Source organism: Protaetiibacter intestinalis, from assembly GCF_003627075.1.
In the GTDB taxonomy this organism is placed as follows: domain Bacteria; phylum Actinomycetota; class Actinomycetes; order Actinomycetales; family Microbacteriaceae; genus Homoserinibacter; species Homoserinibacter intestinalis.
Window position 1 is genome coordinate 2770982 of record NZ_CP032630.1, and the last position, 26096, is coordinate 2797077.

Genomic DNA, 26096 nt, shown 5'->3' on the forward strand with positions numbered 1-26096 from the left:
GCGGCTCAGACCACGAGGTCGAGGATCGCATCGGCGACCTCGCGTTTGGAGCCGCTCGCCCGGGTCACTATATCGCCGCCCCTCGACACGATGACGACGCTGTTGCCCTCCGTGGCGAAACCCTCGCTCCAGCCGACCCTGTTGAGGACCAGATAGTCGGCGCCCTTCCGGGCGGCCTTGGCGCGGCCGAGCTCCAGCAGCCGATCGTCGTCGGGCTCCGTCTCCGCGGCGAAGCCGACGATCGTGCGGCCGTCGCGGGGCGCGGCGGAGACCTCGGCGAGGATGTCGGGGTTGCGCACGAGCCGCAGGGCGAGCTCGTCGCCCTGGGTCTCCTTCTTGATCTTGGTCTCGGCCACGTGCTCGGGCCGGTAGTCGGCCACCGCGGCGGCCATCACGACGGCATCCGCGCCCGCGGCGGCCTCGAGCACGGCGTCGCGCAGCTCGAGCGCCGTGCCGACCTCGCGCAGTTCGACGCCCGAGGGTGCCGGCACCTCGAGATGCGCCGCGATGAGCAGCACGGAAGCGCCACGCGCGGCGGCCGCCTCCGCGATCGCGACCCCCTGGCGCCCGCTCGAGCGGTTGCCGATGAAGCGCACGGGGTCGAGCGGTTCGCGCGTGCCGCCCGCCGTCACGACGACGCGGCGTCCCGCCAGGTCGCGGGGCCGCAGCGCCGCGAGGGCGGCGTCGACGATGTCGGCGGGTTCCGACATGCGCCCCGGTCCGCTGTCGGATCCGGTGAGCTGCCCGGATGCCGGGCCTACGACGTGCACGCCCCGCGCGACGAGCGTCGCCACGTTGGCACGCGTCGCCGCGTTGGCCCACATCTCGGTGTGCATCGCGGGCGCGACGACGAGGGGTGCCGTGGAGGCGAGGATCGTGGTGCCGAGCAGGTCGTCGGCGAGCCCCGCCGCGAGCTTCGCGAGGGTGTTCGCGGTCGCCGGGGCCACGACCACGAGGTCGGCCGACTGGCCGAGCGCGACATGCCGCACCTCCGCGACGCCGTCGAACAGCTCGGTCTCGACCGGGTTGCGGCTGATCGCCTCCAGCGTCGGCCGGCCCACGAACCGCAGCGCGGCCTCCGTCGCCACGACGTGCACGTCGTGGCCGCGCAGCACGAACTCGCGCACGACACCGACGGCCTTGTAGGCCGCGATGCCGCCGGAGATGCCGACGACGACGCGCAGCGGATCGCTCATGCGCGGAGGGGGTCGGGCTTACTCGGCGAGCGGGGTGAGGACGAGCTTGTCCTCGTTGATCTCGTGGAGCGCGACCGACAGGGGCTTGTCGTCGATCGTCGAATCGACGAGCGGTCCGACGTTGTCGAAGAGCGAGCCCTCGTGCAGGTCGGCGTAGTAGTCGTTGATCTGGCGGGCGCGCTTGGAGGCGAAGATCACCAGCTGGTACTTCGAGTCGACCTTCGACAGCAGTTCGTCGATGGGCGGGTCGATGATGCCCTTGTTGTCGGCCATGCGGCTCTCCTCACGTTCGCGTGCGCGCGGAATCGGTTCCGGGCACTGCCAGCAATTCTACGACCTCGCGGGCCGCGCGTCCGACGTCGTGGTTCACGACGCGCACATCGAACTCGTGCTGGGCCGCGAGCTCGACCTTCGCGGTCTCCAGCCGACGGGCCTGCTCGGCCGCCGATTCGGTGCCGCGGCCGGTCAGTCGGCGCACGAGCTCCTCCCAGCTGGGCGGCAGCAGGAAGACGAGCAGCGCATCCGGCATCGCCTCCCGCACCGCCCGGGCACCCTGCAGGTCGATCTCGAGGAGGACGCTGCGCCCCTCGGCGAGGGCCGCCTCGATGGGCGGACGCGGGGTGCCGTAGCGGGAGGCGTTGTGCACCGTCGCGTACTCGAGGAAGTCGTTGCCCTCGATCATGGCGTCGAACTGCTCGTCCGAGACGAAGTAGTAGTGGCGGCCGTCGACCTCGCCGGGACGCGGCGGCCGTGTCGTCGCGGAGACGCTCAGCAGCACCTCGGGGTAGTTGTCGCGGATGTGGGCCGAGACGGTGCCCTTGCCGACCGCGGTCGGCCCCGCGAGCACGACGAGTCGCCCGGCGGCGCGCAGCGGGCCGACGTCGCGCGCGGCGAGCCAGTCGCGCAGGCGCACCCGCTGCCGGGCGCCGAGGCCTCCGACGCGCTTGGCGTCGGCGATCCCGAGCTCCTCCATGATGCGGGCGACGCGGCTCGGTCCGATCCCCGGGATGCTCGTGAGCAGCTCGCGCACGCGGAGGCTGCCCTCCGGCGTGCTCGGGTCGGCCCAGGCCGCCTCCGCGATCTCGAGCGGCCGGCGCTCACGGCGGCGCACGGCCTCCTTCACGGCGGCGCGGGCGCGCCGTGCGGCGATCGCCGCACGGGAGGCGGCGACCCGGTCGACCTCGGGCATCGTCACCTCTGCCACGATGCCACCTCCGCGACCGCGGCGTCGATCGCCGAGCCGATGCCGTCGGGACCGGCGCCGAGCACCGAACGCGACACGCTCGGCAGCAGCGAACCGATCGCCGCGCCGAAGGTCGCCGGGGCATCGGCGAGGCGGGCGCCCTGCACCCCGAAGCCGGGACCGAGCACCGGCACGGCCCGCAGCGCATCCGGGTCGATGCCGACGGCCGCGAGCTCGACCGTGCCGCCGACCACGACGCCCACGTTCCCGCCGTGCTCGGCCGCGTGGGCGACCATGCGGGCGGCGATGGTCTCGCCGGATGCCGTGCGCAGGGTCTGCACCTCCGCGCTCTCCGGGTTGGAGGTCGCCGCGAGCACGAACACGCCCTTGCCGGCCGCGGCCGCGCGCGCGAGCACGCCGTCGAGCGAGCCGAAGCCCTGGTAGGCGACGGCCGTCATGGCATCCGCCTCGAGCGGCGTGCCGGGCGTGAGCCACGCCTCGCCGTAGGCGTCGACGGTCGAGCCGACGTCGCCCCGCTTGACGTCGGCGATGACGAGCAGGCCCGCGGCACGGGCCGCGGCGAGCAGCTCCTCGAGCACCGCGTAGCCCGCCGAGCCGTGCCGCTCGAAGAAGGAGATCTGCGGCTTGACGATGCCGATGCGCGACGCCGCGGCGTCGATCACCCGGAGGCCGAACTCGCGCACCCCCGCGGCATCGTCGCCGAGACCCCACGCCGCCAGCAGCGGCGCGTGCGGATCGATGCCGACGCACAGGGGCCCTCGTCGAGCGACGACCTCCGCGAGCCGGGCGCCGAATCCGTCCGTCATCCGGCGACTCCCGCCCGGGCCGCGCGATCGGTCGCGTAGTCCTGGAGGCTGCGCACCCGCACCTCGGAGCCGCGCGCCTCGAGCGAGCCGACGGCGGCGCCGAGCTGCGCGATCGTCGTGAACAGCGGCTTGTCGGCCGCGACGGTCGCCGTGCGGATCTCGACCCCGTCGGCGCGCGCGCTGCGGCCGCTCGGGGTGTTGATGACCACGTCGATGCGCCCCGTGTTGATGAGGTCGACGACCGTGCCCTCGATGCCGCCCTGCCCCATCGAGTACTTGCGCACCGTGGTGGCCCGGATGCCGTTGCGCGCGAGCACCTCGGCGGTGCCCTCGGTCGCGACGATGTCGAAGCCGAGCTGCTGCAGGCGCAGCACCGGCAGCACGACGGCGCGCTTGTCGCGGTCGGCGACCGACACGAACACGGTGCCGGAGTCGGGCAGCCCGCCGTAGGCCGCGTCCTGGCTCTTCGCGAAGGCGCGCGGGAAGTCGGCGTCGATGCCCATGACCTCGCCGGTCGAGCGCATCTCCGGCCCGAGCACCGAGTCGACGACGTGGCCGTCGCGGGTGCGGAAGCGCTTGAACGGCAGCACCGCCTCCTTGACCGAGACGGGCGAGTCGAGCGGCACGCGCGAGCCGTCGTGCTCGGGCAGCAGGCCGTCGCCCACGAGCTCGTCGATCGAGCGGCCCACCATGACGAGCGAGGCCGCCTTGGCGAGCGGGATGCCGAGCGCCTTCGAGACGAACGGCACCGTCCGCGAGGCACGCGGGTTCGCCTCGAGCACGTAGAGCACGCCCGCGCCGATCGCGAACTGCACGTTGAGCAGGCCGTTGACGCCGATGCCCTCGGCGATCTTGCGCGTCGCGTCGACGACCCGGTCGAGCACGTCGCGGCCGAGCGTGACGGGCGGCAGAGTGCAGGCGGAGTCGCCCGAGTGCACACCGGCCTCCTCGATGTGCTCCATGATGCCGCCGACGTACAGGCGCTCGCCGTCGTAGAGGGCGTCGATGTCGATCTCCAGGGCGTCGTCGAGGAAGCGGTCGACGAGCAGCGGCGAGCCCGGGCCGATGATGGCCTGGTCGCGCACCCGGTCGAAGTAGTCCTCGAGGCTCGGGGTGTCGTAGACGATCTCCATGCCGCGTCCGCCGAGCACGAAGCTGGGACGCACGAGCACCGGGTAGCCGATCGCCTCGGCGACGGCGACGGCGCTCGGCGCGTCGGTGGCGGTGCCGTTGCGCGGCGAGATGAGTCCCGCGCGGTCGAGGATGCCGGAGAACAGTCCGCGCTCCTCCGCGAGGTCGATCGCGCCGGGGCTCGTGCCGAGGATCGGCACCCCCGCCGCCTCGAGGCCCTTCGCGAGACCGAGGGCGGTCTGGCCGCCGAGCTGCACGATGACGCCCACGAGCTCGCCCGACTGCGACTCCGCGTGCACGACCTCGAGCACGTCCTCGAGGGTGAGGGGCTCGAAGTAGAGCCGGTCGCTCGTGTCGTAGTCGGTCGACACGGTCTCCGGGTTGCAGTTGATCATGATCGTCTCGAACCCGGCGTCGTGCAGCGCGAAGCTCGCGTGCACGCAGGAGTAGTCGAACTCGACGCCCTGTCCAATGCGGTTCGGGCCGGAGCCCAGGATGACCACCTTGCGCTTGTCGCTCGGAGCGACCTCGGTCTCGAGGTCGTAGCTCGAGTAGTGGTACGGGGTGAGGGCCGGGAACTCGCCCGCGCAGGTGTCGACCGTCTTGTAGACGGGCCGGACGCCGAGCTGCCAGCGGAGGTTGCGCACCTGCTGCTCCTCGAGGCCGCGCAGCTGGGCGATCTGGGCGTCGGAGAAGCCGTGGTCCTTCGCGAGGCGGAAGAGCGCCTCGTCGAGCGGGCGCAGGCTCGCGATCTCGTCGGCGACCTCGTTGACGAGCACGATCTGGTCGAGGAACCAGGGATCGATGCCGGTCGCGGCATACAACTCCTCGACCGTCGCGCCGGCGCGCAGCGCCTGCTGCACCGTGACGATGCGACCGTCGGTGGGCGTCTTCGCGAGCTTGATCAGCTCGCCCTTGGGCGCCAGGTGGGTGTCCCAGTGGAAGCTCGAACCGCGCTTCTCGAGCGAGCGCAGCGCCTTCTGCAGGGCGGTCGTGTAGTTGCGGCCGATCGCCATCGCCTCGCCGACCGACTTCATGGTGGTCGTGAGGGTGGCATCCGCCGAGGGGAACTTCTCGAAGGCGAAGCGGGGCACCTTGACGACGATGTAGTCGAGGGTCGGCTCGAAGGAGGCCGGGGTGACCTTCGTGATGTCGTTGGGGATCTCGTCGAGGCGGTAGCCGATCGCGAGCTTCGCGGCGATCTTCGCGATCGGGAAGCCCGTGGCCTTCGAGGCGAGCGCCGAGGAGCGCGAGACGCGCGGGTTCATCTCGATGACGATGACGCGCCCCGTGGTCGGCTCGACCGCGAACTGGATGTTGCAGCCGCCCGTGTCGACGCCGACCGCGCGGATGATGTCGATGCCGATGTCGCGCAGCCGCTGGTACTCGCGGTCGGTGAGGGTGAGCGCGGGCGCGACCGTGATCGAGTCGCCCGTGTGCACGCCGACCGGGTCGACGTTCTCGATCGAGCAGACGACGACCGTGTTGTCGGAGGTGTCGCGCATGAGCTCGAGCTCGTACTCCTTCCAGCCGAGGATGGACTCCTCGAGGAGCACCTCGGTGGTGGGCGACTGGTGCAGACCGTCGGAGACCATGCGCTCGAGCTCGGCGCGGTCGTGGGCGAAGCCGGAGCCGAGGCCGCCCATCGTGAACGACGGGCGCACGACGAGCGGGTAGCCGAGGTCGTCGGCCGCCGTGATCGCCTCGTCGAGGGTGTGCACGATGTAGGACCTCGCGACGTCGGCACCGGCCTCGATCACGAGGTCCTTGAAGATCTGGCGGTCCTCGCCCTTCTTGATGGCGTCGACCTTCGCGCCGATGAGCTCCACGCCGTACTTCTCGAGGATGCCGGCCTCGTCGAGCGCTATGGCCGCGTTGAGCGCGGTCTGGCCGCCGAGCGTCGGCAGCACGGCATCCGGGCGCTCCTTCGCGATGATCGCCTCGAGGATCTCGTTCGTGATCGGCTCGATGTAGGTCGCGTCGGCGAAGTCGGGGTCGGTCATGATCGTCGCGGGGTTGGGGTTCACGAGGATCACCCGCACCCCCTCGGCGCGCAGCACCCGGCAGGCCTGCGTGCCGGAGTAGTCGAACTCGGCGGCCTGCCCGATGACGATCGGGCCGGACCCGATGACGAGGACGCTCTGGATGTCGGCTCTCTTGGGCACTTAGTTCTTCTTCGCGAGGTCGGCCGCGACCATGTCGCGGAAACGGTCGAACAGGTAGTTGGCGTCGTGCGGACCGGCCGCCGCCTCGGGGTGGTACTGCACCGAGAAGGCGGGGATGTCGAGGGCGCGCAGCCCCTCCACGACGTTGTCGTTGAGGCCCACGTGGCTCACCTCGAGCCGCCCGAAGCCGGCCGGGCTCTCGATGACGCCCTCGAGCGGGGCGTCGACGGCGAAGCCGTGGTTGTGGGCGGTGATCTCGACCCGGCCGGTGGCCTTGTCGAGCACGGGCTGGTTGATGCCGCGGTGGCCGAACGGCAGCTTGTAGGTGCCGAGGCCGAGGGCGCGGCCGAGCAGCTGGTTGCCGAAGCAGATGCCGAAGAACGGCAGCCCCTCCCGCAGCACCCCCTGCAGCAGCTCGACGTGGTCGCCGGAGGCCGCCGGGTCGCCCGGGCCGTTGGAGTAGAACACCGCGACCGGGTCGATGGCGAGGATGCCCTCGAGGGTGACGTCCTGCGGGAGCACGTGCACCTCGAAACCGCGGTCGGCGAGGTTGTCGATCGTGGCCTGCTTGACGCCCAGGTCGAGCACGGCGAGGTTGCCGAGCCGCTCGCCGCGCGCGGGGGTCACCGTGGCTGCGGCGACCGAGACCTGCGCCGAGAGGTTGAGGCCCGCCATCGACGCGCCGGAGCGCACGATCTCGAGCTGCTCCTCGGCGCCGAGCGCGGCATCCGGGCCGGAGAAGATGCCCGCCCGCATGGACCCGGCGTCGCGCAGGCGGCGGGTCACGGCCCGGGTGTCGATGCCGCTGATGCCGACCACGCCGTTCTCGCCGAGGTCGGCGTCGAGGCTGCCCGTCGCCCGGAAGTTCGACACGACGCGGGAGGGGTCGCGCACGACGTACCCGGAGACCCAGATGCGCCGCGACTCCGGATCCTCCTGGTTGACGCCCGTGTTGCCGATGTGCGGAGCCGTCATGACGACGATCTGGCCCGCGTAGCTCGGGTCGGTGAGGGTCTCCTGGTAGCCGGTCATGCCGGTCGCGAAGACCGCCTCCCCGAGGGTGCGGCCGCGGGCGCCGTAGGCGCGCCCGGTGTACCGGGTGCCGTCCTCGAGCACGAGCACGGCGGGGTCGGTGTCGATCATGCGGGGGCCTCTTCCTGAGGGGTGTCGGGGTGCGCCGTGCGCGCGGCGGCCGCGGCGCTCGGCGAGAGCTCGGTGAGGACCGCCAGCAGGCGGTCGGGGTCGTCGGCGCGGAAGTAGCTGTCGACGAGGGTGCCCGCCAGCTCCCAGCGCACGAAGACGAGGCCGTCCTCGTCGACGCCCTTGTCGATGGTCCAGGACGCGAGCCCCACCCCGCGGATGTCGGCGAGCGGGATGAAGGCGGGCGCCGTGCCGGCGAGGTCGAGCACGACGCCGCCGCGCGCGATCCGCATGAGACCGCGGGCGCGGAATCCGAGCCCGCCGACCACGATGCGCTCGAGCGGCTGCTCGGCGAGCGTCGTCGCCGAGTACAGCACGCGCTCGCTCCCCAGCTCCTCACCGATCTCGGCCGGCGGCACGGCCACCACGTCGAGCGCGGACTGCCGGCGGCGGCGGTTGCGCCAGCCGAGCAGCATGAAGCCGACCGCGATGGCGAGCAGCAGCGCGATGACCAGCACGGGCCAGAACTTGTCAGCCACGGGCGACCTCCTCCGCCTCGCGGAGCACGCCGTCGAGCACCGTCGGCACTCCCCCGTGCAGGGTCGCGACGACCCGCCCGGGCAGCTCGCGGCCGAGGTACGGCGAGTTGACGCCCTTGCCGTGCAGCTCGGCGAGCCCGAACACGCGGGTCGCGGTGGGGTCGACGAGCGTGAGGTGCGCCGGCGCGCCCACCTCGAACGGGGCGTCGTAGCCGGCGAGGCGGCCGATCTCGGCGGGCGTCCGCGAGAGCACGCGCGCGACATCCGCCCAGCCGATGAGCCCCGTGTCGACCATCGCGGCCTGCACGACCGAGAGCGCGGATTCGAGCCCCACCATGCCGAAGGAGGCCTCCTGCCAGGCGCACTCCTTCGTCTCGATCGGGTGCGGCGCGTGGTCGGTCGCGACGATGTCGATCGTGCCGTCGGCGAGGGCCGCTCGCAGGGCGTGCACATCCTCGTCGCGGCGCAGCGGCGGGTTGACCTTGAAGCGGGCGTCGTAGCCGCGCGCGAGCTCCTCGGTGAGCAGCAGGTGATGGGGGGTGACCTCCGCGGTCACCCGGATGCCGCGCGCCTTCGCCCAGCGCACGATCTCGACGCTGCCCGCCGTCGAGACGTGGCAGACGTGCAGCCGGGCGCCCACGGCATCCGCGAGCAGCACGTCGCGGGCGATGATCGCCTCCTCGGCGACCGCGGGCCAGCCGGCGAGGCCGAGCTCCGAGCTGAGCGCGCCCTCGTTCATCTGGGCGCCCTCGGTGAGCCGCGGCTCCTGGGCGTGCTGGGCGATGACGCCGTCGAAGGTCGCCACGTACTCGAGCGCGCGGCGCATGAGCAGGGCGTCGTGCACGCACTTGCCGTCGTCGCTGAAGACCCGCACCCCGGCGCGCGAGCGGGCCATCGCGCCGATCTCGGAGAGCCGCTCCCCCGCGAGGCCGACCGTCACGGCGCCGATCGGGCGGACGGTCGCGTAGCCGTGCTCCGCGCCGAGCGAGGCGACCTGCTCGACGACGCCCGCCGTGTCGGCGACGGGCGAGGTGTTGGCCATCGCGAACACCGCGGTGAAGCCGCCGGAGGCCGCGGCGCGGGTGCCCGTGAGCACCGTCTCGCTCTGCTCGAAGCCCGGCTCGCGCAGGTGCGTGTGCAGGTCGACGAGGCCCGGCAGGGCGAGCAGCCCGTCGGCGTCGATCACGGTCGCGCCGGCGGCGGAGAGCGAGGGACCGCGTTCGGCGATCCGACCGTCCTCCACCAGGAGGTCGGTGCCCGCGCCGTCGGGGAGCTGCGCTCCGCGGATGAGGATCGAGGTCATTCCGCGACCTCCCGCGGGTCGGAACCTGAGAGCACGAGGTAGAGCACCGCCATCCGTATCGACACCCCGTTGGTGACCTGATCGAGGATGACCGACCGGGGCGAGTCCGCGGCGCGTGCCGAGATCTCGAGCCCGCGGTTCATGGGCCCGGGGTGCATGACAATCGTATCCGCCGCGAGTCGGGCGAGCCGTGCGTCGTCGAGGCCCCACTCGTTCGCGTACTCGCGCTCGTGCGGGAAGAACGCCGCGTGCATGCGCTCCTGCTGCACCCGCAGCATCATGACGGCGTCCGGCGCCTCCGCGATCGCCGCGTCGAGGTCGGTGCCGACCCGCACGGGCCAGGCGTCGACGCCCGTCGGCAGCAGGGTGCGGGGGGCGACGAGGGTCACCTCGGCGCCGAGCGTCGTGAGCAGCCACACGTTCGACCGCGCGACCCGCGAGTGCAGGATGTCGCCCACGATGGCGACCCGCACGCCGTCGAGGTCGCGGCCGCGCGAGGCGTCGCCGTGCAGCGTCTTGCGCAGGGTGTAGGCGTCGAGCAGCCCCTGGGTGGGGTGCTGGTGGGTGCCGTCGCCGGCGTTGACGACGGCGGCGTCGATCCAGCCGGATCCGGCGAGCACCTCGGCGGCACCCGAGGCCGAGTGCCGCAGCACGACCGCGTCGATGCCCATCGCCGCGATCGTCTGGGCGGTGTCCTTGAGGCTCTCCCCCTTCGAGACGCTCGAGCCCTTCGCACTGAAGGTGATGACGTCCGCCGAGAGCCGTTTCGCGGCCGCCTCGAAGCTGAGCCGCGTGCGGGTCGAGTCCTCGAAGAAGAGGTTGGCGACCGTGCGTCCGCGCAGGGTCGGGAGTTTCGGGACGGCGCGGGTCGCGACCTCGGCCATGTCCTCGGCGAGGTCGAGGATGCCGAGCGCCTCGTCGCGGGCGAGTCCGACCGTCGACAGCAGGTGCCTCATGCGCGCGTCCCCTCGGGGTCGGACTCGATCGCGACGGCGTCCTCGCCGTCGGTCTCGCGCAGCCGCACGTAGATGCGCTCCGCGACCGCAGTCGGCAGGTTCTTGCCCACGAAATCCGCGCGGATCGGCAGCTCGCGGTGACCGCGGTCGACGAGCACCGCGAGCCGCACCGCGCGCGGGCGGCCGAGGTCGCCGATCGCGTCGAGCGCCGCGCGGATCGTGCGGCCCGAGTAGAGCACGTCGTCGACGAGCACGACCGTCTTGCCGTCGATGCCGCCCGCGGGCAGCCGCGTCGGGCTCGGGGTGCGGGTCGGATGCCGGTCCAGGTCGTCGCGGTACATCGTCACGTCGAGCGCGCCCACGACGCCCGCGCCCGGCTCGAGCCGGGCGAGCACGGCGGCGATCCGCTCGGCGAGCAGCACCCCCCGAGTCGGAATGCCGAGGAGGACGAGATCCGAGCCGCCGCGATTGGACTCGAGGATCTCGTGGGAGATGCGCGTCAGAGCGCGCGTGATGTCAGCTTCCTGCAGGACGGTGCGTGCAGTCATCCTGACCTCCTTCCCCGCCTCTCGGGACGGACTTAAAGGTGGTCGTCGATCGTGACGATGCTAGCAGGTGGCGCCCGGGCTCAGCCCCAGCGCTTGAGCAGGAACCGCTCGAGCACGCCCACCAGGGCGTCGGTGACCTTGCCGAGCACGGCGAGCACGACGATCGCGAGGAACAGCCGATCGAGGCGGCCGTTGTTCTGCGACTCGATGAGCAGGAAGCCGAGACCCATCGTCGAGCCGAGCAGCTCCGCGGCGACGAGGAACAGCCACGCCTGGGCGAGAGCGAGCCGCAGGCCCGAGACGATCGCGGGGATGACGGCGGGCAGCTGCACGGTCGTGAGCAGCCGCACACCGCTGTAGCCGTAGGCGCGGCCGAGCTCCACGAGGTGCGGGTCGACGTGCCGCAGCGCACCCGCGACGGTCGTGTAGACGGGGAAGAGCGCGCCGATCGCCACGAGGGTGACCTTCGAGTTCTCGCCGTACTGCATGTAGAGCACGAGCAGCGGCACCCAGGCGAGCGAGGGCACCGCACGCGCGGCGCCGATGGTGGGCGCGAGCAGGCCGTCCGCGAGGCGTGAGAGGCCGACGATCGAACCGAGCGCGAGACCCGCGACGGCACCGATCGCGAAACCGAGCAGCACGCGCTGGATCGAGATGCCGATGTGCGTCCAGAGCACGCCGCGATCGGCCAGGTCGACCGCCGACAGCACGACCGACTCGGGCGTCGGCAGCTTGTAGGCGGGTACCCAGCCCTGATGGGAGGCGGCCCACCAGAGCGCCACCAGCACGATCGGGATGATCGCGCCGAGCGCCCAGCGCCACGGCGACCGCCGCCTCCTCCGCACGGGCGGCTCCGTGCCGCCTGGCGCGGTGAGTACGGCGGTCGCCATCGCGTCAGCCCACCCGGCTCGGGTCGGCCGCCTCGGCGAACGTGGTGTCGAACAGGGTGTCGAGCGCGTCGTCCGCGGCATCCTGCGAGGCGATATCGCCGTTGGCGACCTGGATGGGCGCCACGACCTTGAGCACGGCGAGCTGCTTGGCGCCCGGCACGTTGTCGAGGTCGATCACGGTGCGCTCGAGCAGCACCTTGTCGGCGACGGCCTGGTCGATGCCGGCCACCTCGGCGAGCAGCGCGGAGGTCTCCTCCGGGTTCTCGAGCGCCCAGGCACGGGCCTTCTCGTAGGCGTCCACGACGACCTGTGCGAGGTCGGCGTGGTTGGTGATGAAGTCCTCGGTCGCGTTGAGGAAGCCGTAGGTGTTGAAGTCGACGTTCCGGTAGAACAGCTCGATGCCGTCGTTCAGCTCGTGCGCGGCCATCATCGGGTCCAGGCCCGACCACGCGTCGACCGTGCCCGCGACGAGCGCGGCACCGCCGTCGGCGTGCTGCAGGTTCTGGATGTTGACCTCGCTCGGGTCGACGCCGGCCTCGTCGAGCGCCTGCAGCAGGAAGAAGTACGGGTCGGTGCCGACGGTCACCGCGACGGTCTTGCCGCGCAGATCCTCGACCGAGTCGATGCCGCTGTCCGGGCGGGTGGCGAGCGCCGACCACTCGGGCTGCGTGTAGATGTCGATCGTGTGGATGGGCGAACCGTTCGCGCGGGCGAGCAGCGCCGCGGAACCGGCCGTCGAGCCCACGTCGATCGCGCCCGCGCGCAGCCCCTCGTTGGCCTTGTTCGAGCCGAGCGACTGGGTCCAGGTGACGGTCACGTCGTCGCCGAGGGTGTCCTCGATCCAGCCCTGCTCCTTGATGATGAGGCTCAGCGGGTTGTAGGTGGCGAAGTCGAGGTTGAGCGTCGTGCCGCTCCACGAGGAGTCGCCGTCGCCCTCGGCGGCCGGCGGGGTGGCGTTCTCACCCGCGCAGCCCGAGAGGGCGAGCGCGAGGGTGGCCGCGGCGGCGGCCGCAGCGAGCAGGGTCTTCTTCATGAGGGATGTCCTTCAGGGGCTGTGTGGTGATGGCGGGTGGAACGGATGGTGCGGAGGCGCTCAGGTGGCCGAGCGCTTGGCGCGCTGGGCCTTGATCGCCTGGGTGAGGTAGTTCTCGGGGTGGTGGGTCTCGACGCCGAGCAGCGCGAGCAGCTCCGCGCGCAGGATCGCCAGCTGGGCGTCGCCGCGGTCGCGCGGGCGACGCTTGCCGACCTCGAGCACGCGACGGATGGTCGCACCCGGTGCGCCGTCCTCGGAGCCGAGCAGCACGATCCGGTCGGCGAGCTGCAGCGCCTCGTCGACGTCGTGCGTGACGAGCAGGATCGTGGCCGGCTCGGCCGCGTGGATGTCGAGCAGCAGGTCCTGCATCGTGAGGCGCGTGAGGGCGTCGAGCGCGCCGAACGGCTCGTCGAGCAGCAGCACGCCGGGGTTGCGGGCGAGCGCGCGGGCCAGCGAGGTGCGCTGCGCCATTCCGCCCGACACCTGACGGGGCCGCAGGGTCGCCGCGTGGTCGAGCTGCACGAGCCGCAGCAGCTCCTCGACACGGGCGCGCCCGCGGGCCGCATCCGTGCCGCGCGGCAGGCCGAGCTCCACGTTGCGCGCGAGGGTGCGCCACGGCAGCAGGCGCGGCTCCTGGAAGGCGACCGCGCAGCGCTGGTCCAGCGGCGCCACCGGGGTGGCACCGATCGACAGCTCACCCGCGTCCGCGCGGTCCAGGCCCGACACGAGCCGCAGCAGCGTCGACTTGCCGCACCCGGAGGGACCGAGCAGGGCGACGATCTCCCCCGCGCGGATGCTGAGGTCGACGTCGCGGAGCACCACCCGCCGGCCCCCGTCGGGGCTCGGGAAGTGCCGTCCGACGCCCGAGAGGCGCACGGGGAGTGCGGCCTGGGCAGGGGCGTCGAGCAGGGTCACACGCTCGACGGTAGGGAGAACCGGGAACGGCGCGCAAAAGCGCGCGTCACGAAATGAAATATGACGACGTCGATCAGCGATCGCGGGCGATCGCCGAGAGCACGCCGTTCACGAAACCGCCCGAGTCGTCGGTGCTGAGCTCGGCGGCCAGCTGCACCGCCTCCGAGATGGCCACGCCGTCCGGCACCTCGTCGTTGTGCAGGATCTCCCATGCGCCCACCCGGATGATCGCGCGATCGAGCACCGGCATGCGCTCCAGCGTCCAGCCGTGGGCGTGTGCGGTGATCGCCGCGTCCAGCTCCGCCAGGTGCGCATCCACGCCCGACACGATCTCGCGCGCGTACACCCACGAGCCCTCGCGGGCCGGCTGCTGCGCCGCGCGCTGCGACTCCTCCACGAGGGCGTCCGCGAGGGCGCGCTCGCGCAGGTCGGCGCTGTAGAGGATGTCGACGGCGCGCTTGCGCGCCTTGGTGCGGGAGCTCACGAGGCGATCAGACCCGACCCAGGTAGTCGCCCGTGCGGGTGTCGACCTTCACCTTGGTGCCCGTCTCCAGGAACAGCGGCACCTGGATCTCGTACCCCGTCTCGACCGTCGCCGGCTTCGTGCCCGCGCTCGAACGGTCGCCCTGCAGGCCCGGCTCGGTGTAGGTGACCTCGAGGATCACCGACGCCGGGAGCTCCACGTAGAGCGCCTCGCCCTCGTGCAACGCGATCTGCACGTTCTGGTTCTCGAGCATGAAGTTCGCCGCATCCCCCACCGTGCCGGCCGGGATGGTGATCTGGTCGTAGTCGGTCGTGTCCATGAACACGAAGCCCTCGCCGTCGCGGTAGAGGTACTGGAAGTCGCGGCGATCGACCGTCGCGAAGTCGACCTTGGTGCCCGCGTTGAAGGTGCGGTCCACGACCTTGCCGGAGAGCACGTTCTTCAGCTTGGTGCGCACGAACGCGCCGCCCTTGCCCGGCTTCACGTGCTGGAACTCCACCACGTTCCAGAGCTGCCCGTCGATGCTGAGGACGCTGCCGTTCTTGATGTCGTTCGTCGTGGCCATGCTGATTCGCTGTTCCGTTCGCAGATGTCGTGGGCGGATGCGCCCGTACGAGTGTAACGACGGCTATCCGGCGCGGCGAACCGCCGCCAACGCCAGCACGTACGATTCGAAGCCGAACCCGGCGATCACGCCCGACGCCACCCCCGAGATCACCGAGTTGTGCCGGAACGCCTCACGCGCGTGCGGATTCGAGATGTGCACCTCGACGAGCGGCACACCCGCCTTCGTCACGAGCGCCGCCGCATCCCGCAGCGCGTAGCTGTAGTGCGTGAACGCCGCCGGGTTCAGGATCACCGGGATGCGGGAATCCACGGCCTCGTACAGCCAGTGCACGAGCTCCGCCTCGTCGTCCGTCTGACGCAGGTCGATCTCGACCCCGTCGCCCGCCTCCTCGGCCAGCAGCACCCGCAACGCCGACAGATCCTGCGAGCCGTACACATCCGGCTCCCGGCTGCCCAGCCTCCCCAGATTCGGTCCGTTGAGCACCAGCACGCGTGTCATGCCCCGAGCCTAGCCATCCCGCGCCCCCGTGGAGCGGACCCCGCTTGGGATGGCGGGGCGACTAGGAGGCGATCTCCTGGTAGGCCGCGAAGAGGAGGGACTCGTCGGGGCCCTGCAGCGTGGTGGGGCGGCCGATGTCGTCGAGCACGATGAAGCGCATGAGGGCGCCGCGCGCCTTCTTGTCGCGCTTCATGGTCGCGAGCAGCGACTGCCAGCGGCCGGCCGGGTAGCTCGTCGGCAGGTCGAGCGAGTCGAGGATGCGGCGGTGCCGTTCCACGGCGGCATCGGGCAGATGCCGGGTGAGCCGCGAGAGCTCTGCGGCGAACATCATGCCGATCGCGATCGCGGCGCCGTGGCGCCAGCGGTAGCGTTCGGCGTGCTCGATGGCGTGGCCGAGGGTGTGGCCGTAGTTGAGGATCTCGCGCAGGCCCTGCTCGGTGAAGTCCTCGCCGACGACGCGTGCCTTCATGGCGATCGCGAGCTCGACGGCGCGGCGGAACTCGGGGGTGCCGGGGTCGGTGGCGCGCTGCGGGTCGGCCTCGACGATGTCGAGGATCTCCGGTTCGGCGATGAAGCCCGCCTTCACGACCTCGGCGTAGCCGGCGAGGATCTCGTTGCGCGGCAGGGTGTCGAGCAGCTCGAGGTCGCACAGCACGGCGCGGGGCGCCCAGAACGCGCCCACCAGGTTCTTGCCCTCGGCGGTGTTGATTCCGGTCTTGCCGCCGACCGCTGCATCCACCATGCCGAGCACCGTGGTCGGCAGCTGCACGACGTCGATGCCGCGCAGCCAGGTGGCGGCGACGAAGCCGGCGAGGTCGGTCGTCGCTCCCCCGCCGAGGCCGATGATGGCGTCGCTGCGGGTGAAGTCGGTCTGACCGAGGATCTGCCAGCAGAACGCGGCGACCTCGACGCGCTTGGCGCCCTCCGCATCCGGCACCTCGGCGAGCAGCACCTCGTAGCGGTCGGCGAGCTGCTCGCGCAGCAGCTCCGCACGGGCTCCGAGGGCGGGCGCGTGCACGATGAGCACCTTCGCGACCCGCGGGCCGAGGTGCCGCGCGACGTCGCCGAGCAGTCCCCGTCCGACGTGCACCTCGTAGTCGCGCATCCCGTCGGTGCCGCGCACCGGGATGACGGTCGTGTCGCTCATCGTGCCTCCAGCCAGGTGACGACGTCGGCGGCGATCCGGTCGTAGGGCAGCCGCGAGGTGTCGAACGTGACGCTCGCGAGCGACTCGTAGACGGGTTTGCGCTCGTCGTAGATGCGCTGCCAGTCGCCGATGCCACCGCGGACGAGGGGGCGTTTGCCGTCGCCGAGCCGGGAGGCGACCGCCTCGGCGGTGATGGTGAGGTACACGACCCGATGCGCGGCGAGCAGTTCGCGCGTGCTCGCGTCGAGCACCGCTCCCCCGCCGAGCGAGACGATGCCGGCACCGGTGAGCGCCTCGCGCACGGTGTCGCGTTCGAGGGCGCGGAAGTGCGGCTCGCCGTGGGTGTCGAAGAGCTCGGCGATGGGGCCGTGCTGGGCGACGATGACCTTGTCGGTGTCGGTGAAGGGCACCCCGAGCGCCGCGGCGACGCGCTTGCCGATGCGGGTCTTCCCGGATCCCATGGGCCCGACGAAGACGGCGAGCGGGCCGCTCATGCGGTGACGCCGCCCGTGCGCAACGCGTCGGGGATGGCGGCGAGGTAGGCCTCCAGGTTGCGCCTGGTCTCGCCGACGGAGTCGCCCCCGAACTTCTCGAGCACGGCGTTCGCGAGCACGAGCGCGACCATGGCCTCCGCGACGACGCCCGAGGCGGGCACGGCGCACACGTCGGAGCGCTGATGGTGCGCCTGGGCGGCCTCGCCCGTGGCGACGTCGACGGTGCGCAGGGCGTGCGGCACGGTCGCGATGGGCTTCATGCCGGCACGCACCCGCAGGATGGTGCCGGTCGACATGCCCCCCTCGGTGCCGCCCGCCTTGTCCGACTCGCGCCGGATGACGCCGCCGTCGGTCACGAGCTCGTCGTGCGCGGCCGACCCGGGGCGGCGGGTGGTCTCGAAGCCGTCGCCGACCTCGACGCCCTTGATCGCCTGGATGCCCATGAGCGCGGCCGCGAGTTGCGCGTCGAGGCGGCGGTCCCAGTGCACGTAGCTGCCGAGCCCGGGCGGCACCCCGTAGGCGAGCACCTCGACGACGCCGCCGAGCGTGTCGCCGTCGTCGTGGGCGCGGTCGATGCGGGCGACCATGGCCTCCGAGGTGGCGGGGTCGAAGCAGCGCAGCGGGTCTGCGTCGAGGGCGTCGACGTCGTCGGGCGTCGGCAGCGGCGAGCCCTCGGGCACGCGCACCGTCTCGATCGCGAGCGTGTGGGCGACGAGGCGGATGCCGAGCTCGCCGAGGAAGGCCCGGGCGACGGCGCCGAGGGCGACACGGGCGGCGGTCTCGCGGGCGCTCGCCCGCTCGAGCACGTTGCGCGCCTCCGGGAAGTCGTACTTCTGCATGCCGACGAGGTCGGCGTGCCCGGGGCGCGGCCGGGTGAGGGCGGCGCCGCGGCCCTTGGGGAGCGTCTCGGGGTCGACCGGCGTCGCCGACATGACCTCGACCCAGCGCGGCCACTCGGTGTTGCCGATCCGCAGGGCGACGGGGCTGCCGATCGTGCGGCCGAAGCGGATGCCGCCCGAGATCGTGAGCTCGTCCTGCTCGAACTTCATGCGCGCGCCGCGGCCGTAGCCGAGGGTGCGGCGCTGCAGGTCCGCCTGGATCTGCTCGGGGAGGATCGGCACGTCGGCCGGCATCCCCTCGAGGATCGCGACCAGCTCGGGTCCGTGCGACTCACCGGCCGTCAACCAACGCAGCATGGTTCCGATCATTCCACAGCGGCGCGCATGGCCCGGATCACGGACTCCTCCCCGGGGAGCGGGATGCCGGGGTCGCCCGCGACGAAGATGCGCACCTGGTGCACGGCCTGGTGCAGCAGCATCTCGAGCCCGTGCACGACCCGCCCGCCCGCGGCCTCCCAGGCCGCGGCGAGCGGTGTGGGCCAGGGGGCGTAGGCGACGTCGAGGAGCGTCTGCTCGGGTCGGAGCGCGGGCAGTGCGACCGCGAACTCGGCACCGGGCGGGATCGTGCTGACGGCCGCGTCGCTCGCGGCGAGGGCGGCATCCGCCTCGGGGCCGAGCGCCACGATCCGGGCCGCGCCGAAGGCGCCGGACGCCGTCACCTTGGCCACGTCGCGCACCGCGACGACCACCTCGGCGCCGAGGTGCTCGAGGGCGACCGCGGCGCTCTCGGCGGTGGCTCCCCCGCCGAGCACCGTCGCCCGGCGCGGCGCGCGCACGCCCGCGTCCTCGAGCGCCGCGACGACGCCGTGCACATCCGTGTTGAACGCCTTCACGGGCGCCCCGCCGTCGAGCAGGATCGTGTTGCCCTGGCGGGTGCGCCGGGCGACGTCGTCGACCTCGGGCACGAGCTCGGCGACCCGCCGCTTGAGCGGCATGGTGAGCGAGAGCCCGCGCCACTCGGGGCCGAGGCCGCCGAGGAACCCGGCGAGCCCCGCGTCGTCGACCTCCTGACGCCCGTAGTCCCAGTCGAGCCCGAGCACGCGGTACGCCGCGAGGTGCAGTTGCGGGGAGCGCGAGTGAGCGATCGGCGAGCCGAGCACCGCCAGCCGACGCGGCTCAGGCACAGTAGGCGGCGTTCTCGTCGCTCTCCTTGCACCACGCGTACAGCTGGTCGGCGGCCCGCTCGTGCTCGGCGAGGGTGTTCGAGAACACGGTCTCCCCGGTGCGCAGGTTCACCGTGACGAAGTACAGCCAGCCGCCGTCGGCGGGGTGCAGCGCCGCGTTGATCGCGTCGGCGCCGGGCAGGCCGATCGGACCGATCGGGAGCCCCGGGTTGGCGTAGGTGTTGTACGGGTTCGAGGCGTCGGCGCGCGCCTCGGCCGAGGTCCACACCGAGGAGGTGTCGCCGAGGCCGTAGTGCACGGTCGCGTCCGACTGCAGGTTCATGCCGCGGTCGAGCCGGTTCTGGAACACCCGCGAGATCTTCGCCATGTCCTCGACGACGGGCCCCGACTCGCGCTGGATGATCGAGGCCATCGTGATGACCGTGAAGCGGTTCTCGGGGGCGACGCCCGCCGCATCCAACGTCTCGAGCATCTTGTCGACGAGGGTCTTGATGGCGTCGTGGGCGCTGATGCCGGGGTCGAAGGTGTAGGTCGCGGGGAACAGGAAGCCCTCGATGCTCGGCGCGTTCGCGGGCACGCCGAACTGGGTGAAGTTCGCGGCCTCCGCCTGCAGCTGATCGAGCGGGATCTCGGTCGCGGCCGCGATGAGCTCGAGCGCGGATGCCGCGCTGATGCCCTCGCGGATGGTCACCTGGTTGATGATGCGGTTCGCCGGGTCCTGCAGGGCCGCGAGGGCGGATGCCGCGCTCATCTCCTTCTGCAGCCGGTAGTTGCCGGGCTCGAAGGTGACGTCGGGGTTGTCGAGCAGCAGCTCGTAGAACGCCTGGAAGGTCATCGTCACGCCCGCGTCGCGCAGGGTCGTGGCGACGTCGGAGCCGATGTCGCCCGGCTGGATGACGACGATCGCCTCCTCGCCGTTCCCGGTCGTCGTGTAGTCGATCGGCGGGGCGATGCCGAGCACGTCGCGGATCTTGTCCTCGAACATGACCCACACGGTGACGCCGCCGCCGACCAGGAGGGCGAGCACGACGACGGTCGCGATGATCCAGGCGATCGCGCCGCCCCCGCGCCGCTTGCGCTTGCGGGGCGTGCGGGGAGCGGGGCCCGAGCCGCCCGCCGGTGCGCCGCCGTCGCGCAGGGCGCGACGGGACGGGAGCGCTGCCGGGTCGTCGGGCGCCGAGGGGGCGGGAGCCGTCGTCGGCGCGGTGCGGGTGGGTCCGAAGATGTCGTCCCAGCTCGGATCAGAGGCCACTGTCGGGGTCTTTCGTACGGTGGACGAGGGTTCCGGGGGGTCGACCCGACGTCCGCTCGGAGTCGAGGGCGTTCTGAAGGATGATAACAGCGGCCACCTGGTCGATCACGGAACGCGAGCCCTTCGCGCGCCGACCGCCGGCCTGGAGTTGCCTGTGAGCCGTCACGGTGCTCAGGCGCTCGTCGACGAGTCGCACCGGGAGCTCGGTCGCACCCGCGAGGGCGTCCGCCACCTCGCGCGCATCCGCGGTCGAGGCGGTGTCGCCCCCGCTGAGCGACAGCGGAAGCCCGACGACCAGCTCGACGGCATCCCACTCGCCCGCGTGGGCGAGGATGCCGGCGACCGTGCGCTCGTCGCGCGGCAGCGTCTCCAGCGGCGTCGCGAGCAGCCCGTCGGGATCGCAGCGCGCGACCCCGACCCGGGCACGCCCGACGTCGACGCCGATCCGCACCCCGCGCCGCATCAGCCGCCGAGCGAGCCGCGGATGGCCTGGATCGCTGCCCCGATCGCGGCGACGTCCGAGCCGCCGCCCTGCGCGAGGTCGTCCTTGCCGCCGCCGCCGCCGCCGAGGATCGCGGCCGCCTGCTTGGCGAGCGGACCCGCCTTCGCCCCGGCATCACGCGCCCCCGCCGTCGTCGCGACGATGACCGAGGGCTTGTCGGCGACACGCGCCGCGAGGGCCACGACGGCCGCCTCCGAGGCGAGCCGTTCGCGCACCGACGTCACGAGGCTGCGCAGCTCGTCGACCGACTGCAGCTCGCCGACGTCCTCCGTCACCGCGAGCACCGAGCCGACCCGGGACGCCTGCTCGACGAGCGCCGGGACGCGGCCGGAGAGGCGGGCCGCCTCGAACGCGGCGATCTTCTTCTCCGCGGCCTTCAACTGGGCGACGAGGTCGCCGATGCGCTCGGGCAGCTGCTCGCGCGGCGTCTTGAGACTCGAGGTGAGCTGGCCGACGATCGCGCGCTCCGCCGCGAGGTCGCGGAAGGCGTCCAGCCCGACGAGCGCCTCGACGCGTCGGTTCATCGAACCCACGCTCGACTCCGACACGAGGTTCACGAGGCCGACCTCGGCCGAGGTGCGCACGTGGATGCCGGCGCACAGCTCGCGCGACCAGGGGCCGCCGATGTCGACCATGCGCACCGTGTCGCCGTACTTCTCGCCGAACAGCGCCATCGCCCCGGCCTTGCGGGCCTCGTCGATCGGCAGGATGCGGGTGGTCACCTCGAGGTTGTCGCGCACCGCGTTGTTCGCGATCTCCTCGATCTCGCTGCGCGTCTCGGGGCTGAGCGCCTGGTTCCAGGAGAAGTCGAGGCGCATGTAGCCGGCCTTGTTGAACGAGCCGGACTGGTGCGCCTCCTGGCCGAGGGTCTGCCGCAGCGCCGCGTGCACGAGGTGCGTCGCCGAGTGCGCCTGGGCGGCCGCGTGCCGGTACTCGCGGTCCACGACGGTCGTCGCCGCGTCGCCCACGGCGATCGCGCCGGAGCGCACGCGCACGGTGTGGCTGATGAGCCCCTTCACGGGGCGCTGCACGTCGAGCACCTCCAGGTCGAAGCCGTCGCCCACGATCGAGCCCTTGTCGGGCGCCTGACCGCCGCCCTCCGGGTACAGCGAGGACTCGGCGAGGATCACCTCGACGACCTCCCCCGCCGACGCCGCGGGCACCGAGCCGGCGGCCGAGATGATGCCGAGGATGCGGGTCTCGGTCTGCAGGTAGTCGTAACCCGTGAAGACGGTCTCGCCCTGGGCGCGGAACTCCGAGTACACGGAGAGGTCGGCGAGCTTGCCCTTCTTGGCCTTCGCATCCGCCTTCGCCCGCGTGCGCTGGTCGGTCATCAGCTCGTCGAACGCCGCGCGGTCGACCGTGAGGCCCGCCTCCTCGGCGATCTCGAGGGTCAGGTCGATCGGGAAGCCGAAGGTGTCGTGCAGCAGGAACGCCGTGTCGCCGGAGAGGGCGTCCGAGCCGGCCTGCTTGGTCTCGGTGACCGCGACGTCCAGGATCGTCGTGCCCGAGGCGAGGGTGCGCAGGAACGCCTCCTCCTCGCCGAGCGCGAGCCGCGAGGTGCGCTCGTACTCGGCGTCGACCTCCGGGTAGGCGTCGCGCATCGCGAGCCGCGAGGCGTCGAACAGCTCCGCGAAGCTCGGCGCGTCGACCCCGAGCAGCCGCATCGCGCGCACCACGCGACGCAGCAGGCGCCGCAGGATGTAGCCGCGGCCCTCGTTCGACGGCGCGACGCCGTCGGTCATGAGCATGAGGCTCGAGCGCACGTGGTCGGCGATCACGCGCATCCGCACGTCGTCGTCGTGCACCGCACCGTAGCGACGACCCGACAGCGTGGAGGCCATGTCGAGCACCGGGCGCACCTGGTCGATCTCGTACATGTTGTCGACACCCTGCTTGAGGAAGGCGACGCGCTCCATGCCCATGCCGGTGTCGATGTTCTTCTTCGGCAGCTCGCCCGCCACGTCGAAGTCGGTCTTCGAGCGCACCTCCTTGAGGAGGTACTGCATGAACACGAGGTTCCAGATCTCGAGGTAGCGGGTGTCGTCGGCCGCCGGCCCCCCGTCGGGCCCGAACTCGGGACCGCGGTCGAAGTAGATCTCCGAGCAGGGTCCGCCGGGGCCCGGCTGGCCCGTGTGCCAGTAGTTGTCGGCCTTGCCGAGCCGCTGGATGCGGTGCTCGGGGAGCCCCGCGACGCGCTTCCACAGCTCGATCGCCTCGTCGTCGTCCTCGTAGACCGTGACCCACAGGTCGCGCTCCTCGAAGCCCAGGCCGCCGTCCGCCTCCGAGGAGGTCAGCAGCTCCCAGGCGTAGCCGATCGCGCCCTCCTTGAAGTAGTCGCCGAAGGAGAAGTTGCCGTTCATCTGGAAGAAGGTGCCGTGCCGCGTGGTCTTGCCGACCTCCTCGATGTCGAGGGTGCGGATGCACTTCTGCACGCTCGTGGCGCGCGGGAAGGGTGCCGGCACGACGCCCGTGAAGTACGGGATGAACGGCACCATGCCCGCGACCGTGAACAGCAGGGTCGGGTCGTCGGTGACGAGCGACGCGGACGGGACGACGGTGTGTCCCCGGTCGCCGAAGAAGGTCAGCCAGCGGCGTTGGATCTCAGCGGTCTGCACGGGTGTTCCTCGGATGTGCCCCCGGACGGGGCGTGGACGGCGCGCCGCCGGGATGGACGGCGCCGGTGTTAGCTCTTGGCGCGCTTGGCGAGGTCGTCGATCGCGTCCTGCGCGTTCGCGACCGCCTGACGCAGCTCCGACTCGCGCGACTTGTAGCCCTGCACGACCGCGTCGCCGAACTCCTTGGCCTTGTGGTCGACCTCGTCGAAGAACTGCTTGCCCTGCGGGGTCTTCGCGACCTCGTGCGCGACCACGAAGCCGATGGCGACTCCGGCGATCAGAAGCAGTGCACCCTTCATCGTGTTCCTCCTTCGTTCGCGGCGTCGGCGGCGGGATGCCGCGCAACTGTCCTAGCCTATGACGTTCTGCGGATGCGTGTTCGGGGTTGCGTCCAGAGCGAGGAACGCCCCGGGATGAATCCCGGGGCGTCCTGTGTTTGTTGAGGGCTGCGTAGCTGTGTCTCTGGCGCGGCGGTAATCCGCCGCGCTGAGTACTACGCCGCTCGCTCAGCGAGCGGCGTAGTACTCGACCACCAGCTGCACGTCGCAGGTCACGGGGACCTCGGCGCGCTTGGGGCGACGCACGAGGCGGGCCTGGAGCTTGTCGAGCTCGACCTCGAGGTAGCCCGGGGTCTTGGGGAGCACCTCGGCGTGACCGCCGGCCGCGGCGACCTGGAAGGGCTCGGTGCCCTCGGAGCGCTCCTTGACGTGGATGAGCTGGCCCGGCTTCACGCGGAACGACGGGCGGTCGACGATCTTGCCGTCGACCTGGATGTGACGGTGCACGACGAACTGGCGGGCCTGCGCCGTGGTGCGGGCGAAGCCGGCACGCAGCACGAGGGCGTCCAGACGCATCTCGAGCAGCTCGACGAGGTTCTCACCGGTGAGGCCCTGGGTGCGGCGGGCCTCGTTGAAGACGATGCGCAGCTGCTTCTCGCGGATGCCGTACTGCTCGCGCAGACGCTGCTTCTCGCGGAGGCGCACGGCGTAGTCGCTGTCGGCCTTGCGCTTGGTGCGGCCGTGCTCACCCGGAGCGTAGGGACGCTTCTCGAGGTACTTGGCGGCCTTCGGCGTCAGCGGGATGCCGAGCGCACGGGAGAGACGGACCTTGCGGCGGTCCTGGGACTTGGTGACCACGAATGGTTCCTTCCAACACATGGCCGCGACTTTCGCGGCTCACAGACGTGCATCCCCCCGTCCGTGGTTCCGGGCGCACGTCGACGCGACCGGCGGAGCTGAAGTGTGGGATGTGTTCGGAGTCGAACCTGGCGAGTCTAGCAGACGCGCGCCCGGCGCTACTCGGGGTCGTCGCGCTTCGGCATCGGCTTGCCCTCGAGGAGGGCGCGCAGCCGCTCGAGCCGCGGACCGACCTCGCGCTCGTAGCCGTTGCCGGTGGGGTCGTAGTAGCGGGTGCCGCGGAGCTCCTCGGGCAGGTACTGCTGCTCGGCCACTCCGTACGCCTCGTCGTGCGCGTACTTGTAGCCCTTGCCGTGCCCGAGTCGCTTGGCCCCCGGATAGTGGGCGTCGCGCAGGTGGTTCGGCACGCGTCCGATGCGGCCGGCCCGCACGTCGGCGATCGCGCGGTCGAGCGCCTGGTACGAGGCGTTCGACTTGGGGGCGGTCGCGAGGTAGACGACCGCCTCAGCGAGCAGGATGCGCCCCTCGGGCATGCCGATGAGGGCGACGCCCTCGGCCGCCGAGACCGCGACGGAGAGCGCGTTCGGGTCGGCCATGCCGATGTCCTCCGCGGCGGAGATCATGATGCGACGCGCGATGAAGCGCGGGTCCTCCCCCGCCTCGATCATGCGGGCCAGGTAGTGCAGCGCCGCGTCGACGTCGGAGCCGCGCACCGACTTGATGAAGGCGCTGATGACGTCGTAGTGCTCGTCGCCCTGCCGGTCGTAGCGCAGCAGCGCGCGGTCGACCGCGGAGGCCACGATCTCGGCCGTGATCACGGGGGGCTCCCCCGCATCCGCACCGCCGCCCGGCGACGCCGCGACGACGGCCGCCGCCTCGAGCGCCGTCAGCGCACGCCGCGCGTCGCCGGAGGCGAGCCGCACGAGCGCCGCCCGCGCGTCCTCCGCCAACTCCACCGCCCCGTCGAGGCCACGCGGGTCGGCGACGGCACGGTCCAGCAGCAGCGCGAGGTCGTCCTCCGAGAGGGGCTCGAGCGTCAGCAGCAGGGAGCGCGACAGCAGGGGCGAGACGACCGAGAACGAGGGGTTCTCGGTCGTCGCGGCCACGAGGATCACCCAGCCGTTCTCGACGCCCGGCAGCAGCGCATCCTGCTGCGCCTTCGTGAAGCGGTGGATCTCGTCGAGGAACAGCACCGTCGAGACGCCGTAGAGGTCGCGCGTCGAACGCGCCTCGTCCATGACCTGACGCACGTCCTTGACGCCGGCGGTCACGGCCGAGAGCTCCACGAAACGCCGCCCCGAGCTGCGTGCGATCGCCTGCGCGAGCGTCGTCTTGCCCGTCCCGGGCGGACCCCACAGGATGACCGACACGGAACCCGCCTCACCCGAACCCTCGCGTGCGAGCGACACGAGCGGCGAACCCGGGGTCAGCAGGTGACGCTGGCCCGCGACCTCCTCGAGCGAGGTGGGCCGCATCCGCACCGCGAGCGGGGTCGAGCCCGTTCGGAGTCCCTGCTGGCCGGTCATGCGCTCATGCTAACCGCGGCGC

General features: G+C 72.1%; 26 protein-coding genes. All 26 read right to left on the reverse strand.

Features of this window, described 5'->3' with window-relative positions; translation table 11 throughout:
- Positions 1 to 5 precede the first annotated feature (5 nt).
- The gene (gene coaBC / locus D7I47_RS13085) at positions 6 to 1196 is read right to left on the reverse strand and encodes a bifunctional phosphopantothenoylcysteine decarboxylase/phosphopantothenate--cysteine ligase CoaBC (protein WP_120763468.1); all 1191 of its coding nucleotides are present in this window, start codon (positions 1194 to 1196) and stop codon (positions 6 to 8) included.
- 18 nt (positions 1197 to 1214) lie between these two features.
- A complete protein-coding gene (gene rpoZ, locus D7I47_RS13090) occupies positions 1215 to 1469 on the reverse strand; it encodes a DNA-directed RNA polymerase subunit omega (RefSeq protein WP_120763469.1) in 255 nt (84 codons plus the stop codon).
- A gap of 10 nt (positions 1470 to 1479) precedes the next feature.
- Positions 1480 to 2385, reverse strand: coding sequence for a guanylate kinase (gmk, locus tag D7I47_RS13095; protein ID WP_120763984.1), 906 nt, complete (start codon positions 2383 to 2385; stop codon positions 1480 to 1482).
- Between the two features lie 2 nt (positions 2386 to 2387).
- Entirely contained in the window at positions 2388 to 3206 is an 819-nt protein-coding gene (gene pyrF, locus D7I47_RS13100; protein WP_120763470.1) for an orotidine-5'-phosphate decarboxylase, read from the reverse strand.
- Positions 3203 to 6502 (reverse strand): carbamoyl-phosphate synthase large subunit, encoded by a 3300-nt coding sequence (gene carB, locus D7I47_RS13105; RefSeq protein ID WP_120763471.1) that lies wholly within the window; start codon positions 6500 to 6502, stop codon positions 3203 to 3205. Before carB ends, pyrF begins: the two co-directional genes overlap by 4 nt.
- A complete protein-coding gene (gene carA, locus D7I47_RS13110; protein ID WP_120763472.1) occupies positions 6503 to 7645 on the reverse strand; it encodes a glutamine-hydrolyzing carbamoyl-phosphate synthase small subunit in 1143 nt (380 codons plus the stop codon).
- On the reverse strand, positions 7642 to 8181 hold the full coding sequence (locus D7I47_RS13115; protein ID WP_120763473.1) for a PH-like domain-containing protein: 540 nt from the start codon (positions 8179 to 8181) through the stop codon (positions 7642 to 7644). The genes carA and D7I47_RS13115 overlap by 4 nt, the downstream gene beginning before the upstream one ends.
- A complete protein-coding gene (locus tag D7I47_RS13120; protein WP_120763474.1) occupies positions 8174 to 9484 on the reverse strand; it encodes a dihydroorotase in 1311 nt (436 codons plus the stop codon). The genes D7I47_RS13115 and D7I47_RS13120 overlap by 8 nt, the downstream gene beginning before the upstream one ends.
- Positions 9481 to 10440, reverse strand: a complete 960-nt coding sequence (locus D7I47_RS13125; protein WP_120763475.1) for an aspartate carbamoyltransferase catalytic subunit — start codon at positions 10438 to 10440, stop codon at positions 9481 to 9483. Before D7I47_RS13125 ends, D7I47_RS13120 begins: the two co-directional genes overlap by 4 nt.
- Entirely contained in the window at positions 10437 to 10988 is a 552-nt protein-coding gene (pyrR, locus tag D7I47_RS13130) for a bifunctional pyr operon transcriptional regulator/uracil phosphoribosyltransferase PyrR (RefSeq protein ID WP_120763476.1), read from the reverse strand. Before pyrR ends, D7I47_RS13125 begins: the two co-directional genes overlap by 4 nt.
- A gap of 80 nt (positions 10989 to 11068) precedes the next feature.
- Positions 11069 to 11878: an ABC transporter permease gene (locus tag D7I47_RS13135; RefSeq protein ID WP_120763477.1), complete on the reverse strand. Its 810-nt coding sequence runs from the start codon at positions 11876 to 11878 to the stop codon at positions 11069 to 11071.
- Positions 11879 to 11882: 4 nt separating this feature from the next.
- The gene (locus D7I47_RS13140; protein WP_120763478.1) at positions 11883 to 12911 is read right to left on the reverse strand and encodes an aliphatic sulfonate ABC transporter substrate-binding protein; all 1029 of its coding nucleotides are present in this window, start codon (positions 12909 to 12911) and stop codon (positions 11883 to 11885) included.
- A gap of 60 nt (positions 12912 to 12971) precedes the next feature.
- Positions 12972 to 13826, reverse strand: a complete 855-nt coding sequence (locus D7I47_RS13145; RefSeq protein WP_170154384.1) for an ABC transporter ATP-binding protein — start codon at positions 13824 to 13826, stop codon at positions 12972 to 12974.
- A 73-nt stretch (positions 13827 to 13899) separates the two neighbouring features.
- Positions 13900 to 14310 carry a transcription antitermination factor NusB gene (gene nusB, locus D7I47_RS13150; RefSeq protein ID WP_120763479.1) on the reverse strand — a complete coding sequence of 137 codons (411 nt, stop codon included), beginning with the start codon at positions 14308 to 14310 and terminating at the stop codon, positions 13900 to 13902.
- Between the two features lie 7 nt (positions 14311 to 14317).
- Positions 14318 to 14875, reverse strand: coding sequence for an elongation factor P (gene efp / locus D7I47_RS13155; RefSeq protein ID WP_120763480.1), 558 nt, complete (start codon positions 14873 to 14875; stop codon positions 14318 to 14320).
- A 63-nt stretch (positions 14876 to 14938) separates the two neighbouring features.
- Positions 14939 to 15376 (reverse strand): type II 3-dehydroquinate dehydratase, encoded by a 438-nt coding sequence (locus tag D7I47_RS13160; protein ID WP_120763481.1) that lies wholly within the window; start codon positions 15374 to 15376, stop codon positions 14939 to 14941.
- A 61-nt stretch (positions 15377 to 15437) separates the two neighbouring features.
- Positions 15438 to 16523, reverse strand: coding sequence for a 3-dehydroquinate synthase (aroB, locus tag D7I47_RS13165; RefSeq protein WP_120763482.1), 1086 nt, complete (start codon positions 16521 to 16523; stop codon positions 15438 to 15440).
- Positions 16520 to 17017, reverse strand: a complete 498-nt coding sequence (locus D7I47_RS13170; protein WP_120763483.1) for a shikimate kinase — start codon at positions 17015 to 17017, stop codon at positions 16520 to 16522. Before D7I47_RS13170 ends, aroB begins: the two co-directional genes overlap by 4 nt.
- Positions 17014 to 18213, reverse strand: a complete 1200-nt coding sequence (gene aroC / locus D7I47_RS13175; protein ID WP_120763484.1) for a chorismate synthase — start codon at positions 18211 to 18213, stop codon at positions 17014 to 17016. Before aroC ends, D7I47_RS13170 begins: the two co-directional genes overlap by 4 nt.
- Before the next feature lie 8 nt (positions 18214 to 18221).
- Complete coding sequence (locus D7I47_RS13180) at positions 18222 to 19040, reverse strand: shikimate dehydrogenase (RefSeq protein WP_120763485.1); 819 nt, start codon at positions 19038 to 19040, stop codon at positions 18222 to 18224.
- The gene (mltG, locus tag D7I47_RS13185; RefSeq protein WP_120763486.1) at positions 19033 to 20292 is read right to left on the reverse strand and encodes an endolytic transglycosylase MltG; all 1260 of its coding nucleotides are present in this window, start codon (positions 20290 to 20292) and stop codon (positions 19033 to 19035) included. The genes D7I47_RS13180 and mltG overlap by 8 nt, the downstream gene beginning before the upstream one ends.
- A complete protein-coding gene (gene ruvX / locus D7I47_RS13190; protein ID WP_120763487.1) occupies positions 20282 to 20755 on the reverse strand; it encodes a Holliday junction resolvase RuvX in 474 nt (157 codons plus the stop codon). The genes mltG and ruvX overlap by 11 nt, the downstream gene beginning before the upstream one ends.
- Positions 20755 to 23412, reverse strand: a complete 2658-nt coding sequence (gene alaS / locus D7I47_RS13195) for an alanine--tRNA ligase (protein WP_120763488.1) — start codon at positions 23410 to 23412, stop codon at positions 20755 to 20757. Before alaS ends, ruvX begins: the two co-directional genes overlap by 1 nt.
- A 68-nt stretch (positions 23413 to 23480) precedes the next feature.
- A complete protein-coding gene (locus tag D7I47_RS13200; protein WP_120763489.1) occupies positions 23481 to 23711 on the reverse strand; it encodes a hypothetical protein in 231 nt (76 codons plus the stop codon).
- A 207-nt stretch (positions 23712 to 23918) separates the two neighbouring features.
- Complete coding sequence (gene rpsD, locus D7I47_RS13205) at positions 23919 to 24548, reverse strand: 30S ribosomal protein S4 (protein WP_120763490.1); 630 nt, start codon at positions 24546 to 24548, stop codon at positions 23919 to 23921.
- Between the two features lie 158 nt (positions 24549 to 24706).
- Positions 24707 to 26074, reverse strand: coding sequence for a replication-associated recombination protein A (locus D7I47_RS13210; protein WP_120763491.1), 1368 nt, complete (start codon positions 26072 to 26074; stop codon positions 24707 to 24709).
- Positions 26075 to 26096 lie beyond the last annotated feature (22 nt).

Bases quoted from the DNA above. Each gene is read 5' to 3' on its own strand.
- coaBC (WP_120763468.1), bottom strand. From the start codon at position 1,196: ATGAGCGATCCGCTGCGCGTCGTCGTCGGCATCTCCGGCGGCATCGCG.
- rpoZ (WP_120763469.1), bottom strand. From the start codon at position 1,469: ATGGCCGACAACAAGGGCATCATCGACCCGCCCATCGACGAACTGCTG.
- gmk (WP_120763984.1), bottom strand. From the start codon at position 2,385: ATGCCCGAGGTCGACCGGGTCGCCGCCTCCCGTGCGGCGATCGCCGCA.
- pyrF (WP_120763470.1), bottom strand. From the start codon at position 3,206: ATGACGGACGGATTCGGCGCCCGGCTCGCGGAGGTCGTCGCTCGACGA.
- carA (WP_120763472.1), bottom strand. From the start codon at position 7,645: ATGATCGACACCGACCCCGCCGTGCTCGTGCTCGAGGACGGCACCCGG.
- D7I47_RS13120 (WP_120763474.1), bottom strand. From the start codon at position 9,484: ATGACCTCGATCCTCATCCGCGGAGCGCAGCTCCCCGACGGCGCGGGC.
- D7I47_RS13125 (WP_120763475.1), bottom strand. From the start codon at position 10,440: ATGAGGCACCTGCTGTCGACGGTCGGACTCGCCCGCGACGAGGCGCTC.
- pyrR (WP_120763476.1), bottom strand. From the start codon at position 10,988: ATGACTGCACGCACCGTCCTGCAGGAAGCTGACATCACGCGCGCTCTG.
- D7I47_RS13135 (WP_120763477.1), bottom strand. From the start codon at position 11,878: ATGGCGACCGCCGTACTCACCGCGCCAGGCGGCACGGAGCCGCCCGTG.
- D7I47_RS13140 (WP_120763478.1), bottom strand. From the start codon at position 12,911: ATGAAGAAGACCCTGCTCGCTGCGGCCGCCGCCGCGGCCACCCTCGCG.
- efp (WP_120763480.1), bottom strand. From the start codon at position 14,875: ATGGCCACGACGAACGACATCAAGAACGGCAGCGTCCTCAGCATCGAC.
- D7I47_RS13160 (WP_120763481.1), bottom strand. From the start codon at position 15,376: ATGACACGCGTGCTGGTGCTCAACGGACCGAATCTGGGGAGGCTGGGC.
- aroB (WP_120763482.1), bottom strand. From the start codon at position 16,523: ATGAGCGACACGACCGTCATCCCGGTGCGCGGCACCGACGGGATGCGC.
- D7I47_RS13170 (WP_120763483.1), bottom strand. From the start codon at position 17,017: ATGAGCGGCCCGCTCGCCGTCTTCGTCGGGCCCATGGGATCCGGGAAG.
- aroC (WP_120763484.1), bottom strand. From the start codon at position 18,213: ATGCTGCGTTGGTTGACGGCCGGTGAGTCGCACGGACCCGAGCTGGTC.
- ruvX (WP_120763487.1), bottom strand. From the start codon at position 20,755: ATGCGGCGCGGGGTGCGGATCGGCGTCGACGTCGGGCGTGCCCGGGTC.
- D7I47_RS13200 (WP_120763489.1), bottom strand. From the start codon at position 23,711: ATGAAGGGTGCACTGCTTCTGATCGCCGGAGTCGCCATCGGCTTCGTG.
- D7I47_RS13210 (WP_120763491.1), bottom strand. From the start codon at position 26,074: ATGACCGGCCAGCAGGGACTCCGAACGGGCTCGACCCCGCTCGCGGTG.